A 16335-nucleotide genomic window follows, 5' to 3' on the forward strand; every position below is an offset into this window, starting at 1 on the left:
CCGACTGGCTGTCTACAGTCCAGTTCGCACAGCTCGAAATTGCTAGCTCGGCAGGCGAAGTTCCTTTGGCAGCGACACCTGTAGGAGAGGGTATGGGAGACGACGCTATCGACGATGTCGACGAGGCAATTCTCCACGCCCTCCAGGAGGACGCGCGAAACCTCTCCTCGGGCGACATCGCCGAGCGAACCGGCACGTCGGGGAGTACGGTCCGGAAACGGATACAGCGACTGGAGGGCGACGAGGTCATCAAGGGGTACAGCGCCGAGATAGACTACCAGCAGTCGGGCTACCCCCTGCGGATGCTGCTGTTCTGTACCGCGCCGATTCCCGACCGGGGCGAGCAGATTCCGGCCATCCTCGACATCGACGGCGTCGTCTCGGTCCAGGAGCTTGTCACCGGCGAGCAGAACCTCCTGGTGACGGCCGTCGGGGAGACGGACAGCGACATCACACCGGTCGCCCAGGAGCTGCTCGACATGGGGCTGAAAGTCGTCGACGAGGTGCTCGTCCGGAGCCACGAGACGACGCCCTTCGGCGGGTTCGCGGGCGAGTAGGGTCGCCGTGGGAGCGGCGAAACACCGACACGCGTCGTGGGCAAAAACGCCGCGTAGTAGCGCGAACACCGACGGTTTCGCCGAGACCGGTGACGTCCAGCGCCGGAAGACCATAATGTTCTATGATCTCCCTATAGGCGAACAAACTGGTAATATAGAAGGATTTAATAACCAGACCGTTCGCTATGTGGGTGAGAAAGCGGTCGGTTCGGGCAGGGGACTCCTCGAACTAGACCGGTCACCGAACACAACGATGGGAGACGAGACACAGCGTACGACGGTCGGAGCGCTTCCGAGCGGTATCGGGCAGCAAGCACTGGGCACACCGAAAGTCCTGACGCGGGCCGTCTGGCTGCTGTGGGGCCTGAGTCTGCTCGCGCTGGTGGCCCACACCGTAGCCGGCTGGGCCCCTGCGTTCGGCGACCTGATCGCCATCGACGGGCTGACCGTCCTGATGTGGACGGTCGTCACGTTCTTCTCGGGCATCGTCCACAGCTACTCCCGGCGCTACATGGCCGGCAGCGCCCACCAGACGCGGTTTTTCGCCGCCGTGTTCGGGTTCACCGTCGTGGTGATGGCGCTGGTCGCGGCCAACCACGTCGCCCTGTTCGGGCTCCTGTGGCTGGCCATGGGGCTGGTGATGGCACAGCTCATCGGCGTCATCAGCGGGTGGAAACAGGCGGGAGCGGCGGCGGCGGTCGCCCGCAAGTACTTCCTCGCGAGCAGCGCGCTGCTGGGCGTTGCCCTGACGGCGCTGTGGTGGGCGACCGACGCGACGACGATATCGGGTATCGACGCGGCGTCGAACACGCTCGGCGGGCCGGTGTGGCTCGTCGCCGCCGGGGCGCTCGTGCTCGCGGCAATGATACAGTCCGCGCTCATCCCGTTCCAGGGCTGGCTGCTCTCCTCGATGACCGCGCCGACGCCGGCGTCGGCGCTGATGCACGCCGGCTTCGTCAACGCCGGCGGCGTCCTGCTGACCCGCTTTGCCCCGGTCATCACCGTCGATTCGGGGCTCATGCTCGTGATTGTCGCCGTGGGCGCGGCCAGCGCTCTCGGCGGGAAGCTCCTGAAGATGGTCCAGACGGACGTCAAGAGCAAACTGGGCTGCTCGACGGTCGGCCAGATGGGCTTTATGATAATGCAGGCCGGCCTCGGCTTCTTCGGAGCCGCCATCACCCACCTCATCCTGCACGGCTGTTACAAGGCCTACCAGTTCCTCTCCGCCGGCGACGCCGTCGAACACACCAGCCCAACCGGCGAGATCGGCATGCGCGAGAGCCTCGGCGGCATCGCCGTGACGCTGCTGACCGCGCTGGCCGGCGGCCTGCTGTTCGCGGCGCTGACCGGGAAAGGCGCAAAAGTCGACAGCGGCCTCCTCCTTACCTTCTTCGTCGTATTTACCACGCTGCACGCGGCTCGCAACGCGGTCACCCACACCGAGTTGCCGCCGCGGGCCCGCTACGGGGCCGTCCCGCTTGTCTTCTTCCCGGCCCTGGTCCTCTATGCCATGGTCTATGAGGGCATCTCGGGGCTCCTGTCGGTGAGCACGGCGACGACCGAACTGACCCTGGTCCACGTCGCCGTCGCCGTCTTCTTCGTCGGCGTCTACCTCGCCATCGAGACCGGCGTCCACAGACACAGCCGGCGCCTCTACGTGGCGCTTTTGAACGCCAGCCAGCCGCCGACCGACACGCTGGTGACCGACACGGGGGAGTACAATGAGTACTGAGCGAGCGATTCGCGACAGCATCGACGACGCGGCCGAGACGGTCGGCTCGGTCTGGCCGGTCCACTCGTTCGTGACGGCCAACCCCCTCTCGGGGTTCGAGGACAAGCCCTTCGCCGAGGCGGTCACGGAGGCCGCCGATATTCTCGGCGGGCGTGGCTACCCCAGCCCGGAGACGTTCCGGAAAGCACTGGAGCGCGAGCAGATAGACCGCGACACCCTCGACGCCGAACTCGCCGCGGCCGGTTACGACGCCGACCCCGAGGCGTTGCTTTCCCGCATGGACACCGCAGTCGAGACGGACGAACAGGACCACGACGCCATCGAAGACCGCGTCGACCACGTGCTGACGAAGTGGCTCTCGTCGTTTCTCGACGAGGGACGGGCCCACTGGTCGCTGCCAGATCGGGACCTCGGGTTCTACGGCGTCTTCCGCACGTTCGCCGCCCACGACAGCCAGATACCCGACACGGGCATCGTCGCCGACCTGCCGACGACGCCGACCGAGACAGTCAAGACCGTGCTCGACCCCTACCCGACGGAACAGTGGCCGGCTATCTTCGAGGAACAGCTGACCGCGCTCCCGGGCTGGACCGGGTTCATCAAACAGCGGGCCGACGACGGCGGCCAGTGGCAGTCACGATATCCGATAACGCTCACTGGCTATCTCGCCGCGCGGCTGGCGCTGCTCGACGCCCTCGATGCCGACCTCACGCCCGCCGAGGACCCCGACGGCGACACACACGAGGTCGACCAGCTCAGCGAGGCCTTCCTGACGGCGTGGGAGTCGACCTACCGCGAGGAGCTGGTCGGGAGTATCACGGCCGAGAGCGAGTCGCTGGCCGAGCGCGAGCCGTCGGGCCGTCCGGACGCCCAGCTCGTCTTCTGTATCGACACACGCTCTGAGGTCCTCCGTCGCCACCTCGAAGACGCCGGCGACTACGAGACCCACGGCTACGCCGGTTTCTTCGGCATCCCGATGGAGTACAGGGGGTACGACGCGGAGGTCTCGGTCACGGCGTGTCCGCCCATCGCGACCGCACAGCACCGCATCACCGACGAACCGGTCGACGCGGAGACGGAGACCGAGTACGACTATCTGACGGGCATCCGCGAGGCCGCGGCCGAGATAGTCGAGTCCATCGAGACCAACGCCGCCACCGCCTACGGCTTCGTCGAGAGCGCCGGCAGCGGCTACGGGCTCGCACTGGCGAGCCGCACGCTGGTCCCCGGACGCGTCCACGACTTCCTCGACAGCGTCGGCGACACGGTGCCCGACGAACACGACTTCTGTCGCCCGTCGCTCGACGACCTCACGCTCGGTGAGAAGGTCGGCTACGCCGAGACCGCCTTCGACCTGATGGGGTGGGACCACTTCGCCCGCCTCGTCGTCTTCACCGGCCACGCGAGCCAGACCGCGAACAACCCGTTCGATTCGAGCCTGGACTGTGGGGCCTGTGCCGGCAACCCCGGCGGCCCGAGCGCCCGCGTGCTGGCGGCCATCTGCAACGAGGACGCCGTGCAGGCCGAGCTCCGCGAGCGCGGCTTCGATATCCCCGACGACACCGTCTTCCTCGCCGGCCAGCACAACACCACGACCGACGAGGTCGACCTGTACGACGGCGGCGTACCCGAGAGCCACCAGGCGGACCTCAAGCGGCTCCGCGCCGACCTCGAAACCGCCCGCGAGGGGGCGACCAGCGAGCGGACCGCGTCGGCGGGCGACGCCGCCCGCGAGACCGAGCGCAAGGCGGCCGACTGGGCCGAGACCCGCCCCGAGTGGGGGCTGGCCGGCAACGCCGGCTTCGTCGTCGGCCCGAGCGAACTGGCCGCCGGGCTCGACCTCGACGGCCGTGCCTTCCTGCACTCCTACGACTGGACGACCGACCCCGACGGCGACGCCCTGGCGGCGATCATGACCGCGCCGATGGTCGTCACCCAGTGGATAAACAACCAGTACTACTTCTCGACGGTCGACACCGCCGTCTACGGCAGCGGCTCGAAGATAACGCACAACCCCGTCGGCAACGTCGGCGTCTACCAGGGCAACGGCGGCGACCTGATGACCGGGCTCCCGCTGCAGTCGCTCATGGCGGCCGACGACGAGCCCTACCACCAGCCCCTTCGCCTCTCGACAGTCATCCACGCCCCCGTCGACACCGTCACCGACATCCTCGCCGACAACGGGGACGTGGCCCAACTGCTCGATAACGGCTGGCTCTCCCTGACCGTCGTCGACCCCACGCAGGACCACACCGCCTTCCACTACGCCGGCGAGCTGTCGTGGACGCCGGTAACGGGAGATGGAGCAGTCGTCGACAGCGGGGCGTCGCCCGCGACCGGCGACGACTGAGACGACCGGCCGCTCAAACTGACACGTCGACTCCCCTGGGTCGGTGTCAGTGAAACCAGTCGTCGCTGGATTCTGTATAGCCAGATGGAGTTTATCGAGGGGGCGCCGCCGACGCGTCGAACTTTTAGGTACCGGACGTCTAGGCGTCGCTAATGGTCCAGAACGTGGTCTCGGTGATGGGCGAGCTGGAGCCGGAGGATTTCCACCTTCTCTCGGGGGTCGAACAGGGGATGCGCTTCTCGGAGTATGTCAACCGAGAGAAGCTCACCGACTTCTCCCGGCTGAGCGAGGAGAACGTCGACTACCGGCTGGACCGGTGTGAGGACCGCGGGCTGGTAGAGCGCAAGACTATCCAGTACGAGGGGTTCAAGCTCACCTTCGAGGGGTACGACGCGCTCGCCCTGCACACCTTCGTCGAGCGGGACACCCTGGAAGGGTTCGGTGCCCCGCTGGGCGTCGGCAAGGAGAGCGACGTCTACGAGGTCCAGTCGTACAAACCGCTGGCGCTCAAGTACCACCGCGAGGGGTACACGAACTTCCGGGAAGTCATGAAAGAGCGGGAGTACACGGCCGACCGCGACCACGTCTCCTGGCTCTACACCGCCCGGAAGGCCGCCGAGCGGGAGTACGACGCCCTCGAAACGCTGTATCCGGAGGTCTCGGTCCCCCAGCCCATCGACACGAACCGCCACGCCATCGTCATGGAGAAAGTCGACGGCGTCGAGCTGTCCCGGACCGGCCTCGAACCCGAGCAGGTCGTCCCCGTGCTGGACCTCGTCTTAGACGAGATGCAGACGGCCTACGACGCCGGCTTCGTCCACGCGGACATGAGCGAGTACAACGTCTTCGTCACGACACAGGGGGTCGTCGTCTTCGACTGGCCCCAGGCCGTGCCGACCGACCACGAGAACAGCGAGGCGCTGCTGGCGCGTGACGTCGAGAACATCGTGAACTACTTCGGGCGGAAATACCCCGCACACGTCGACGAGGTCGACACCGACGCCCTGGCGGGTGCGCTGACCGACGGCAGCTTCGAGACGGTGTCGGCATACACCGTCTGAGACCCCTCGACGCCGTTTTTCGCCGATAGCGACACTGTCGAGCGTTCGCTGTCGCCTCCGTAAATCATGGCTCGCTATATCAAATCGACTTGGTCGTGTGGTCAAGGCCGGTTTCTGGTCGAACCGCACCGGCGGAGGAGCACACTGACCGGGAAAGAGCCCGGGCCAGATGACCGTGATGGAGTCACAGCGGTGCTGGCCGCGGAACGGTTTTGCTCCCGATCTATGTCCACTCAGACGGTATCGACGGCTTACATGTCCCGATCGTCTGAGCCAGTTATCTGGTTTGATAATTTCTCTGTGACACAAGTGCGACAAGTGACACACCTGCGAACCCGTGCTATCAGTACCCACGAAACGTTGTTTTAGTCGGCTGGAGACAGTTGAGAGAGCCAGCTCACTTTTTACCGTCTCGTAGGTCGAGTTGCCGACCCACCGTTCGAATATCATCAATGAAAACAAAGCGAAGTCATACATCGGATAACATAACTACTCCTAAGTATGGAACTAGCACCCGGGGTACTAACATGGTCTTTACTGGCCGTTGCCGGCATCAATTTAGCGATCAGTGTGATCGCTGTTCGTCGTAAGGAGGTCCGAGGTGCGGTCCCGTTCGCTGTGATAATGGTTTTCGTCTCGTTGTACTCAGTCGGTACCGCCGTTCGGGCGGCAAGTCTGACTCTTTCGTCTTACCGGGTCGGAACCATCATCAAATACGCCGGTATTCTCGGTCTCGGGCCGGCGCAGTTGTGGTTCGGGCTCACGTACACCGGCCGGAACTCGCTACTTGATAGCCGCCGCTGGGCGGCGTTACTCGTCTTGCCACTCGGGGTTTTCGCGCTTGTTCTGACCGCCCCGGCACACGATTTGCTATGGAACGTGGAGGGGTTCGTTACAGCGGCCCCGGCCGCGGCAGTGGCCCGGGAGGGGAGCCCAGTACTGTGGCTTACGTTCATATACCACTTCGCCTTGGCAGTTGCAACCTACATACTCATCGCGCTGGTTGGGATCAACCGGGGTGGGAAGTACCGGACCCAGGTCATACTGATGTTGATCGGGGGAATCACACCGACCATTGGGGCTGTAGCGCTCCTGTCCAGCCGCAACCTTACGGCGGCCTGGGACCCGACAGCGTTTGCATTTACGATTACCGGAGTCGTATTCGCAGTCGCGCTCTTTCGTTACAACTTCCTCGATCTGATCCCCGTAGCGAGGCATACCCTCATCGACGAGATGACCGACCCGGTCTTCGTCGTCGGTCCTGACGGGCGGATCGTCGATGTGAACGAGGCTGGAAGAGAAATTCTCGGCGGGCAAGAGACCGATCCGATCGAGCGAGAGGCCGCCGCTCTGCTCCCCGCTTACGACTCGTTGGAGAGCGACAGTGACGGATACAACTCAGTAGTGGAGGTTGAGACAGACGGTGAGGTGCAGTTCTTCGATGCGAAGAAGACAACCCTGACCGACAGGATGGGGACGACAATCGGGTCGTTGTTCATCTACCGTGACGTGACTGAACGACACAGCATCGAAAGGCGATACAAACGCCTTATTGAGCGGTCTGCCCACACAGTGTCTGTCATCGACAAGAGCGGAACGATAACCTACGTCAGTCAATCAGTCGAAGAGGCACTTGGTTACGAGCCTACCGAACTAGTGGGCGAAAACCTCACGAAACGCATTCACCCTGAGGATCGGGAGGAAATCATTTCAGAGCTGTCGAAGTACGGCGAAGAGTACGGGTACAGCAGCACGTACAAAGCGCGGTTCCGCAACGCCGACGGTGAATGGCGGATCATGGAGGCCCGAGCGAGGAATCTGCTTGACGATCCGTTCGTCGAGGGAATCGTTCTGAACTCACACGATATAACTGAAAAACAACAGCAAAAGCGAAAGCTCGAGCGACAGAACCAGCGTCTCGACAAGTTTGCCAGTATCGTCTCGCACGATCTTCGGAATCCGCTGACTGTCGCTGTTGGTCACCTCGAGCTCCTCGAATCGGAGGTCACTGATGAACACGATGGCTCCATCGAAACGGTCCAACGCCAGCTCGACAGGATGGAAGATATTATCGACGACTCGCTCACACTGGCTCGCTCCGGTGAGACAGTCACCGAGACCAGCGAGACCGATCTCGAGGCTATCGCCCGCGATGCCTGGAAAAACGTGGACACTGGGGAAGCAACTCTTGTGGTCGAAGAGACGCTGCACCTGCAAAGTGACTCCGGTCGGCTCCTCAACGTATTTGAGAACCTGTTTCGGAACAGTGTTGAGCACAACGAGTCGACCGATCTAACCGTCGAGGTTGGCTCGATGTCCGGGAGTTCCGGGTTCTACATCGAAGACACCGGTGTCGGTATCCCCGCGGATGCGCGTGAACAGGTGTTCGAGGAGGGGTACAGCACCAATAAAGACGGAACCGGTTTTGGTCTCGCCATCGTCAGAGACATCGTACAAGCCCACGGCTGGGAACTGTCTGTAACCGATGGAGCGGAGGGCGGAGCGCGATTCGAGGTCGAGCTGGCGGAGCGCCGAGAGCTCATGTGAGTCCGGTTCGAGGAGTACGTGCTGTGGGGGAAAACGAAAGCACGCCGCCACTGGGGTTGTATCAATCAGTGCGGCTGCAAACGCCGTGGAGGTGATTTATCGGTGGCTCACACCCTACAGCGAACGAAACCGCGTGACGTAAGTGTCGAAAGACAAAGACGGAGGTATGGACCGACGGACCGTACTACGGATGGGCGGCCTGGCACTGACCGGAACGCTCGCGGGCTGTGGCGGGTCGGGATCGGACGACACACCGGCCGGGGCGGAGACGGACAACCTGGTCGATATGACCGACGACCTCAACTTCGAGCCGGCGGAGATAACCGTCAGCGTCGGTGAGACCGTCACCTGGACGACTACCGGCTCGGTCCCACACAGCGTCACCGCCTACGAGGAGCAACTGCCCGACGGGGCGGCGTATTTCGCCTCCGGCGGGTTCGACAGCGAGTCGGCCGCCCGTGAGGCCTACCCCAGCGAGGGGAGCGTCGCCTCCGAGGAGAGCTACGAACACACCTTCGAGACGGCCGGCGAGTTCGCCTACTTCTGTATCCCCCACGAGTCGGGGATGAAAGGGACCGTCATCGTCGAGGGCTAGTTCAGGTAGTCGTGCAGTCCGTCCGCGAGCGAAATCGTGGGCTCGAAGCCGAGCCCCTCGCGGGCCTTGCTGATGTCGGCGGCCGAGTGGCGGATATCGCCGTCGCGGGCGTCGACGTGCGTTATCTCGGCAGTGGGGGCGACCTCGTCTCTGATTAGCTCCGCGAGCTGTCGGACCGAGGTTCGCGTGCCGGTACCGACGTTGAACGCCTCGCCGGTCGCGTCGGTGGTGGCGGCGAGGCAGTTCGCCTGGACCACGTCGGCGACGTTGACGAAGTCGCGGGTCTGCTCGCCGTCGCCGTGGACGGTCAGCGGGCCGCCGTCGCGGGCCTGCTCGGTGAAGGCCTTGATGACGCCGGCGTAGTCGCCGCCGGACTGACGCGGCCCGTAGATGTTGAAATAGCGCAGCGCGACCGTCGGGAGGTCATAGAGGTCGGCGTACAACCGGCAGTAGTGGTCGCTGGTGAGCTTCTCCAGACCGTAGGGCGAGGCGGGCGCTTTCGATTCACCCTCGGTAATCGGGAGCGTCTCGGGCGCGCCGTAGATGGCGGCACTGGAGGCAAAGACGACGCGGGCGTCCTGCCGGCGGGCCGCCTCCAGAATCGCCAGGGTCCCGTTGGCGTTGACCGCGTTGCTCGTCGTCGGGTCCTCGACGGAGCGGGCGACGCTGACGATGGCCGCCTGGTGGAAGACGATATCGACGCCGTCCATGGCCTCGGAGCGGGCCGCGTCGTCGCGGATATCGCCCTCGATGACCGTGGCGGCGTCGGGGACGTTCGCCCGCCGGCCGCTGGAGAAGTTGTCGAGGATCCGGACCTCGTTGTCGGGGAGGTGGGCATCGGCGATGTGACTCCCGACGAAGCCAGCACCACCGGTGACGAGAACCGTCTTGCCGGTCACAGTAGCCGTCATACCCGGGAGTGGGCGGGGCGAGGATAAATAGGTCCGGTCGGTCGAACAATTAAGTAGCTTGAGCGGTGCAACCCCGTTTATCGGCTCTCAGGCGCTCGCGTTGGAACCGCTCGTCGCGGTTGTGTCGCGGGCGGACTCGGCTTCGAGCAGTTCGCGGTAGCGGTCGCGGATGGTGACCGTGCTCACGTCGGTGGCCTCGCTCACCGTCTCCTGGGTGAGCTCCTCGTTGACCAGCAGACCGGCGGCGTAGATCGCCGCGGCGGCCAGGCCGACGGGGCTCTTGCCGCTGTGGACGTTCGCGGCCTTGCCCGTCTCGATGAGCTCGCGGGCCCGCCGTACCAGCTCGTCGCTGGCGTCGACCTCCGAGGCGAACTTGGTGAGGTAGTCGGCCGGGTCCGGCGGGCCGATCTCCAGGGCGAGCTCGCGGTTGATGTAGCGGTAGGCCCGCGTGAACTCCTGTTCGTCGACGCGGCTCACGAGCACCATGTCGTCGATGGTCTGGGGGAGGTTCGCCTGCCGGATGGCGGCGTACAGCGCGGCGGTGGCGATGCCCTCGATGGAGCGGCCCGGGAGCAGTCCCTCGTCCAGCGCGCGCCGGTAGACGACGCTTGCGGTCTCGCGGGCGCTCTCGGGGACGCCCAGGGCGGAGCCCATCCGGTCTATCTCGCCCAGCGCCTGCTTGAGGTTGCGCTCGCTGTGGTCGCGGGTGCGAAAGCGCTCGTTCCACGTGCGCAGGCGCTGCATCTTCTCGCGCTGGCTCGCCGACAGGGCGTTGCCGTTTGCGTCCTTGTCCTGCCAGCCGATGTTGGTCGAGAGCCCCTCGTCGTGCATCATCTTGGTCGTGGGGGCGCCGACGCGGGACTTCTGGTCGCGCTCTGCCGAGTCGAACGCGCGCCACTCGGGCCCGTGGTCTATCTCGTCTTCCGCGACGACGAGCCCGCAGTCCCCACAGACTGTCTCGCCGCGAGAGGCGTCAGTGGTGAGGGAGCCGCCACAGTCCGGACAGCGATGCTCGTCAGCGACCGCTTCCTCCTCGTCGGTGTCGCGCTCGTGGGCGTCGTAGGTGCTGAGTGTAGTCATGGGGTGTATACTGCGAGCGTGGACCGCTGCTCGCGTGCGTGTTCATACGGACACGCCCATCGGGTATCAGGACTCGGTTGGCATATGCCGAATACTGAAACCGGGTCACACGCTGGAGCGGCCGACCCGGAGCCGGCTCCCCTCGGCGACGGCCTCGTCGGCCTCCACAGGGCCCATCGAGCGGGTGACAAAGGAGCGGACGATCCACGACTCGGCGCGCTGGAGGCGGTACTGCAGCGTCGACCGCGAAACGTCGAGCCGCTCGGCGAGGTCCGAAAGCGAGACGTCCCGCGGGGTGCGGTAGTAGCCGTAGTCGACGGCGGCCTCGACGGCGGCCTGCTGTTCCGGTGGGAGCTCGGCGAGCGTGACGGCCTCGTCGGCCCAGTAGGCGGGTTCGCCGAGCTGGCGGAACTCGACGGTGAGCCCGGGGCGAAGCTCCGCTTCGAGGGCCGAAAAGAGGTCGTCGATGCCCTCGTCCGAACAGAGGAGGAGCCGCCACTCACAGCGGCTCCCCCGGCGCTCGGTCTCGACGAGGACCCCCTGGCCGACGTGTTCGATGGCGAGGCGGGGGATAGAGTGGCAGTCGCCGGCCTCAGACCGGTAGCTGTACACCGTTCGGCGGCCCGACTCGCGCGAGATGACCTCGTAGTACCAGTCGGTCACGCAGTCGCGGGTCCCGATACACTCCGTACACTGGACCGGGCTCTCGTAGACGTCGTCCAGCTGTTTCAGCGCCGACTCGGGACCGGCGACCCGTTCGAGGCGCCACATCCCCGACTCGGTCACGTTACAGGCGATAGACCGGGAGTGGGTCTCGGGATGGTCGATGAACACGTCCATCAGTGGGTCCACGTTCCGGTCGTAGTCAATGGTGAAGATGAACTCGCGCACAGCCGTGGTACGCGGGGGAGCTGCTTATATCCCCGGAAAATTTCGGCATACGCCGAACGTCCAGTGATACTCGTAACGCCCGTTCGTCCGCTATGTCGTGTCAGTCGTCAGAGCGCAGCGACCGTGTCGCGGGGGACCGGCCGGCCCACGACTGGCGGCCGACGGTCGTCCACGGCGCCGCTGCGTGGCTGCTGGTCGGGCTTGCCGCCGCGGTCGTACAGAGCGGGCCGGTCGCACTCGGTGTCACCGTCGCCGGCGTGTTCGTCGCGCCGGTGCTCCCGGTCGCGCTGTACTGTGACTACCGCCAGGCGAGAGCGGCCGGTTCGTGTGACCCGGGTATCGCAGCGTACTGCAGAAACCTCGGCCGCGACGTGTTGACGACGCTCCTCGCGCGGGAACCACTGGGGAGCGGGCGGACGCGGTTCGACTGTTAGTTTTCGAGTCCCGGGCCGAGAACGCGCTACGACAGCCGCCGGACCAGGGCCTCCGCGCCGCTCCGGCCTGTCGCTCTCGGTACTACAGCCAGTCGGTGTCGGGGTCGATGTAGTTCGGCGGCGTCTCGCCGGCCAGTCCGGCCCGGACGTTCTCGGCGACGGTGGCGTTGAGGTCGTCGCGGGCCTCCTCGGAGTACCACGCGGCGTGGGGCGTGACGACGCAGTTGTCCAGTCCCACCAGCGGGTGGTCCGGCTCGGGGGGCTCCGTCCGGAGCACGTCGAGACCGGCGGCGGCGATGGTCCCCTCACGTAGCGCCGCGGCCAGCGCGTCCTCGTTGATGAGCGCGCCGCGACCGGTGTTGACGAGGACGCCCTCCTCGTCCATCGCAGCGAGCGCGTCGGCATCGACCATCCCGCGGGTCTCGTCGGTCACCGGCGCGTGCAGGGAGACGTGGTCGGCCCGGGCGTATAGCTCGTCGAGTTCCACCTTCTCCACGTCGGCCTCGGCCATCTCGTCGGCGTCGACGTATGGGTCGTAGGCCACTACGTCGACGTCGAAGCCACGCAGCTGTTCGCGGACCCGACGGGCGATGGGGCCAAAAGAGGCCAGACCGATGGTCCCGCCCTGCAGGCGGTGAACCTCCCGACCCCGCTCCCAGCCCCAGCCTCCGGCCCGGGTGTCGCGGTCGTAGGCGGCGACGCCGCGGACGCAGTCGAGCAGGAGCGCAACGGTGTGGGTCGCGACTTCGTCGGTGCAGTAGTCGGGCGCGTTGGTGACGGCGACGCCGTGCTCGGCGGCCGCTGCCACGTCGATGTTGTCGATGCCGACACCGGCCCGGGCGACCACCTGCAGGTCGTCGAGGGCCTCGAACTCCGGGCTCCCCACCGGGGTGTTCACGTCGACGACGAGCCCGGTAACACCGTCGGCGGCGTCCACCAGCGTCCGCTCGCCGTCGGCGACGACGACCTCGGCGTCGAGGCGGTCACGGAGCGTGGCGACATCTATCATCGGGTCATCACTGGCGACGACACAGTCCATGTCTGAACACAGTGGGGCTACGAATATAAGTTCCAGAGCGGGTTCTCAGCGGTCGGGAACGAGGCATGCACAGCCGTCCCACGGTCGCTCGGCTTCGAACCGTTTAAGGCCGCGACTGTGGAACTGTCGGCAACTCGCTGGACGACGGGCACCAGCGGGCACCTGCGTGTGCAGGTCGGGATGTGAGTCGCCGACGCGACCGTCAGTCGCCGACGCGACTTGAACCACGCAACGCCCGTGGTGAAACACTATGGCACGAAGCGCATACTCGTACATCCGAGACGCATGGCAGACCCCCAAGGAGGGGAAACTGGCTGAACTGCAGTGGCAGCGCCAACAGGAGTGGCGCGACGAGGGCTCGGTCGTCCGCGTCGAGCGCCCGACCCGACTGGACAAGGCCCGCTCGCAGGGGTACAAGGCAAAACAGGGCGTCGTCGTGGCCCGCGTCTCAGTCCGCAAGGGCAGCGCGCGCAAGCAGCGACACAAGGCCGGCCGGCGCTCGAAGCGCCAGGGCGTCACCCGCATCACCCGCCGGAAGAACCTCCAGCGCGTCGCCGAGGAACGCGCCGCGCGGGTCTACCCGAACCTCCGGGTGCTGAACAGCTACTCCGTCGGCCAGGACGGCCGACAGAAGTGGCACGAAATCATCCTCGTGGACCCCGAGCACCCGGCCATCCAGAACGACGACGACCTCAACTGGATCTGCGAACCGGACCAGGCCGACCGCGTCTTCCGCGGTCTGACCGGTGCCGGCCGACGCAACCGCGGGCTGGGCGGCAAGGGCAAGGGCGCAGAGAAGACCCGACCCTCGATCCGCTCGAACAGCGGCAAAGGCAAGTAAGGCGAGGCGTCGAAGAACGGAGAAAACGGTGAGAGCGAGGCACGAAGCGCCTCGAAGTGAGCCGTGGGACACCCCAGCTGTTCTTTCGCGGTTTCATCGCGGCTATATAGCGCTTCCGTGAGTTACAGGAACAAATATGACAGACATATAATAGGTTTAATATACGCAGGTTCCAAGGTGGATGTATGACGAAAGAAAACCGCGCGACCGACAGAGCGTGCCCGGAGTGTGAGAACAACCCGATCATCGAAGCTGGCGACAGCGCCTTCTGTGATATCTGCAACCGCTATATGGAGACGACGAAGCTTGTCAGCTGATTCGCGCAACTGACGGTCCGGGAGAGCACGCTCCGTTTTTCCGTCTACTGTCGTATTACCGAGACGTTCGCGCTACGTTTCTGTGCGGTCCGGTCGGACTACGCCCAGACGCTTTGCTCCTGTGCGGCCTGCCGGCTACGCCCAGACGCTTTGCTCCTGTGCGGCCTGCCGGCTACGCCCAGACGCTTTGCTCCCCGTCCATTATCGTCACGACGACCACGTGCGGGAGGGTGACGACGGCGATAAAGACCAGATACAGCCCGACCCACTCGGGGACGGTCTCGGGGGGGTTCGGGACGGCCAGTGCGAGGCCGCCCAGCAGGGCCAGCGAGACGAGCGTCAGCGGGAGTGCGTCGCGGGCAAAGCGGGCGAAGGCCGCGCTCGCGTCCCGTTCGCGGAGGGCGGCCATTGCGTCGTTGTCGACGAGCAGCAGGCGGGCGATGTGACGCAGCGAGTGCCACAGACAGAAGTAGACGCCGATGGCGAGCACCGGCGGGACGACGGCGAAGTAGGCGACGAGCCCGAGCGTCTCGGCGGCGTCGAGGCGCCAGGGACCGTGGTCAGTGGCGCGAGCGTACCCCAGCGCGAGCGTCGCGAGGACGAGGGCCCCGTAGGCGAGACCCAGGCCCAGGCGAACGTCCGGACGGAAGGCGGGCGACAGCGCCGCCGCGGTGCCGGGGGCAAAGCGGCCAACGAGCGTCACCGCGACCCGCCGGTACCACTCGGGGAAAGCGAGCAGGGGGACGAGCATCGGGAGACCGCCGCGGACGACGACGGTCCCGAGGCGCTGGATGGGCGACCGGAGGTGGTCGGCGTCGGCAAGCGCAACGAGCGCGTAGAGGTCCCCCTGTCCCCAGTGGAACCACGTGACGAGGATGAACAGGGCGAAAGCGGCAGCGGGCGCGAAGAACCAGCCGACGGCGTAGGCGCCGCCGACGGCGACATAGAGAGCGACGACTCCAGCGATAGCTCGCAGGTCGGGTCGCCGGCCCCGGGTCCGGGCGACAGCGAGGTGGTCGACGGCCCCGTGGGGCAGCCCCAAAAGCAGGGCGCTGGCGACAAGCGGCGCGTACTGGAGGACGGGAGCGAGTCGGAGGCCGGCGAGAAACGGTACGGCGGCGACGGCGATGCCGACCCACCCGGGGACGAACGCCAGCGGCCGGACCGTCTCGCGGGCGGTCTGAGCTGTCGTCACGAGTCACGGCCCCCAAACAGCATGGCGAGGGGGCGGCGGTGCTCGGCCGCCCGCACCCGGTCGACGAGCCAGACGTACAGCACGAGCCCCTGGACGACAAACAGCGAGGTCAGCAGGAAGAACACGGCCTCCTCTATCGGGAGCCCGAGCAGGGGGACCACGGCCCCGGTGGTGTACCGCTCCGACAGCGTCCAGAGCCCGACCTCGATGGCGGCCCGGTCGACGACCCAGAGATACAGCGTCGGCACGAGCGTCCCGGCCAGGACGGTGCGCCACTCCGAGAGTAAAAACGGCCAGCCGAAGGCCCACTGGATGGCCAGGATAGGGGCGCTCCACACCAGCAGCGAGCCGAGGTACAGACCGCTGTCCGAACCGAGCAAGGCGAGCCCGGCGGCGGCGACCACGCCGGCCCCGAGCAGCCCCAGCGCCCGCTCTGGCAGCGGAACCGACAGCGGCCGCGCCGTCTCGACCGGAAACCGGGCGGCCCACAGCGCCACCAGCAGCGGCTGGAAGAGGAAAAACAGATACTCGCCGAGCGGGACGGCGCGAAAGCGCACGAGAACCGCGCCGTCGCCGTACCACCAGACGCCCCGGGTGATGAGATAGCTGTCCCAGGGCGTCGTATACACCAGCGCCAGCCCAGCGAGCACCAGCGTCCCCGCGAGCACGTCGCGCCGGGTCCCGAGACGGTAGCGGGCCAGGAAGGCCAGCGCGGCGACGACCGGCAGGATGGCTACGGCGTGGAAGACGAGGTAGTCGAACCCGGCGGTCATCGCCGCTGGGGA

The 16335-nt window shown here is 66.0% G+C and carries 15 protein-coding genes; 9 read left to right on the forward strand and 6 right to left on the reverse strand.

Going from position 1 to position 16335, the window contains the following annotated elements; translation table 11 throughout:
• Positions 1-92: 92 nt before the first annotated feature.
• The 6 genes from VJ162_RS07295 (at position 93) to VJ162_RS07320 (ending at position 8842) form a co-directional block, all read left to right on the forward strand.
• The gene (locus VJ162_RS07295; protein WP_324663376.1) at positions 93-557 is read left to right on the forward strand and encodes an Lrp/AsnC family transcriptional regulator; all 465 of its coding nucleotides are present in this window, start codon (positions 93-95) and stop codon (positions 555-557) included.
• A 253-nt stretch (positions 558-810) separates the two neighbouring features.
• Positions 811-2289 (forward strand): proton-conducting transporter transmembrane domain-containing protein, encoded by a 1479-nt coding sequence (locus tag VJ162_RS07300; protein ID WP_324663377.1) that lies wholly within the window; start codon positions 811-813, stop codon positions 2287-2289.
• Positions 2279-4639, forward strand: a complete 2361-nt coding sequence (locus VJ162_RS07305) for a DUF2309 domain-containing protein (RefSeq protein WP_324663378.1) — start codon at positions 2279-2281, stop codon at positions 4637-4639. The genes VJ162_RS07300 and VJ162_RS07305 overlap by 11 nt, the downstream gene beginning before the upstream one ends.
• Positions 4640-4791: 152 nt before the next feature.
• On the forward strand, positions 4792-5700 hold the full coding sequence (locus VJ162_RS07310) for a serine/threonine-protein kinase RIO2 (RefSeq protein WP_324663379.1): 909 nt from the start codon (positions 4792-4794) through the stop codon (positions 5698-5700).
• Between the two features lie 501 nt (positions 5701-6201).
• The gene (locus tag VJ162_RS07315; protein WP_324663380.1) at positions 6202-8247 is read left to right on the forward strand and encodes a histidine kinase N-terminal 7TM domain-containing protein; all 2046 of its coding nucleotides are present in this window, start codon (positions 6202-6204) and stop codon (positions 8245-8247) included.
• 166 nt (positions 8248-8413) lie between these two features.
• Positions 8414-8842, forward strand: coding sequence for a cupredoxin domain-containing protein (locus VJ162_RS07320; protein WP_324663381.1), 429 nt, complete (start codon positions 8414-8416; stop codon positions 8840-8842).
• Here the strand turns inward: VJ162_RS07320 and VJ162_RS07325 are convergent.
• The 3 genes from VJ162_RS07325 to VJ162_RS07335 all read right to left on the reverse strand — a co-directional run bounded on the left by VJ162_RS07325 (position 8839) and on the right by VJ162_RS07335 (position 11724).
• The gene (locus VJ162_RS07325; RefSeq protein WP_324663382.1) at positions 8839-9753 is read right to left on the reverse strand and encodes an NAD-dependent epimerase/dehydratase family protein; all 915 of its coding nucleotides are present in this window, start codon (positions 9751-9753) and stop codon (positions 8839-8841) included. The genes VJ162_RS07320 and VJ162_RS07325 overlap by 4 nt on opposite strands.
• Positions 9754-9840: 87 nt before the next feature.
• The gene (locus VJ162_RS07330) at positions 9841-10833 is read right to left on the reverse strand and encodes a transcription initiation factor IIB (RefSeq protein ID WP_324663383.1); all 993 of its coding nucleotides are present in this window, start codon (positions 10831-10833) and stop codon (positions 9841-9843) included.
• Between the two features lie 105 nt (positions 10834-10938).
• Entirely contained in the window at positions 10939-11724 is a 786-nt protein-coding gene (locus VJ162_RS07335; protein ID WP_324663385.1) for a helix-turn-helix domain-containing protein, read from the reverse strand.
• Positions 11725-11816: 92 nt separating this feature from the next.
• Between VJ162_RS07335 and VJ162_RS07340 the strand changes: the two genes are divergently transcribed.
• Entirely contained in the window at positions 11817-12158 is a 342-nt protein-coding gene (locus tag VJ162_RS07340; protein ID WP_324663386.1) for a hypothetical protein, read from the forward strand.
• Between the two features lie 82 nt (positions 12159-12240).
• Here the strand turns inward: VJ162_RS07340 and VJ162_RS07345 are convergent, their stop codons facing one another.
• Positions 12241-13197 carry a C-terminal binding protein gene (locus VJ162_RS07345; protein WP_324663387.1) on the reverse strand — a complete coding sequence of 319 codons (957 nt, stop codon included), beginning with the start codon at positions 13195-13197 and terminating at the stop codon, positions 12241-12243.
• A gap of 250 nt (positions 13198-13447) precedes the next feature.
• On the opposite strand from VJ162_RS07345, the gene VJ162_RS07350 reads away from it, so the two are divergent.
• Both VJ162_RS07350 and VJ162_RS07355 read left to right on the forward strand, forming a co-directional pair.
• Positions 13448-14038 (forward strand): 50S ribosomal protein L15e, encoded by a 591-nt coding sequence (locus VJ162_RS07350; protein WP_324663388.1) that lies wholly within the window; start codon positions 13448-13450, stop codon positions 14036-14038.
• Positions 14039-14223: 185 nt separating this feature from the next.
• Positions 14224-14355, forward strand: a complete 132-nt coding sequence (locus VJ162_RS07355) for a hypothetical protein (protein WP_324663389.1) — start codon at positions 14224-14226, stop codon at positions 14353-14355.
• A 172-nt stretch (positions 14356-14527) separates the two neighbouring features.
• Here VJ162_RS07355 and VJ162_RS07360 read toward each other — a convergent pair whose 3' ends face one another.
• Positions 14528-15550 (reverse strand): Brp/Blh family beta-carotene 15,15'-dioxygenase, encoded by a 1023-nt coding sequence (locus VJ162_RS07360; RefSeq protein ID WP_407066839.1) that lies wholly within the window; start codon positions 15548-15550, stop codon positions 14528-14530.
• Positions 15547-16323 carry a lycopene cyclase domain-containing protein gene (locus tag VJ162_RS07365; RefSeq protein WP_324663390.1) on the reverse strand — a complete coding sequence of 259 codons (777 nt, stop codon included), beginning with the start codon at positions 16321-16323 and terminating at the stop codon, positions 15547-15549. Before VJ162_RS07365 ends, VJ162_RS07360 begins: the two co-directional genes overlap by 4 nt.
• Positions 16324-16335: the final 12 nt, after the last annotated feature.

Origin of the sequence: Haloarcula sediminis (genome assembly GCF_035656455.1) — an archaeon.
Lineage (GTDB): Archaea > Halobacteriota > Halobacteria > Halobacteriales > Haloarculaceae > Haloarcula > Haloarcula sediminis.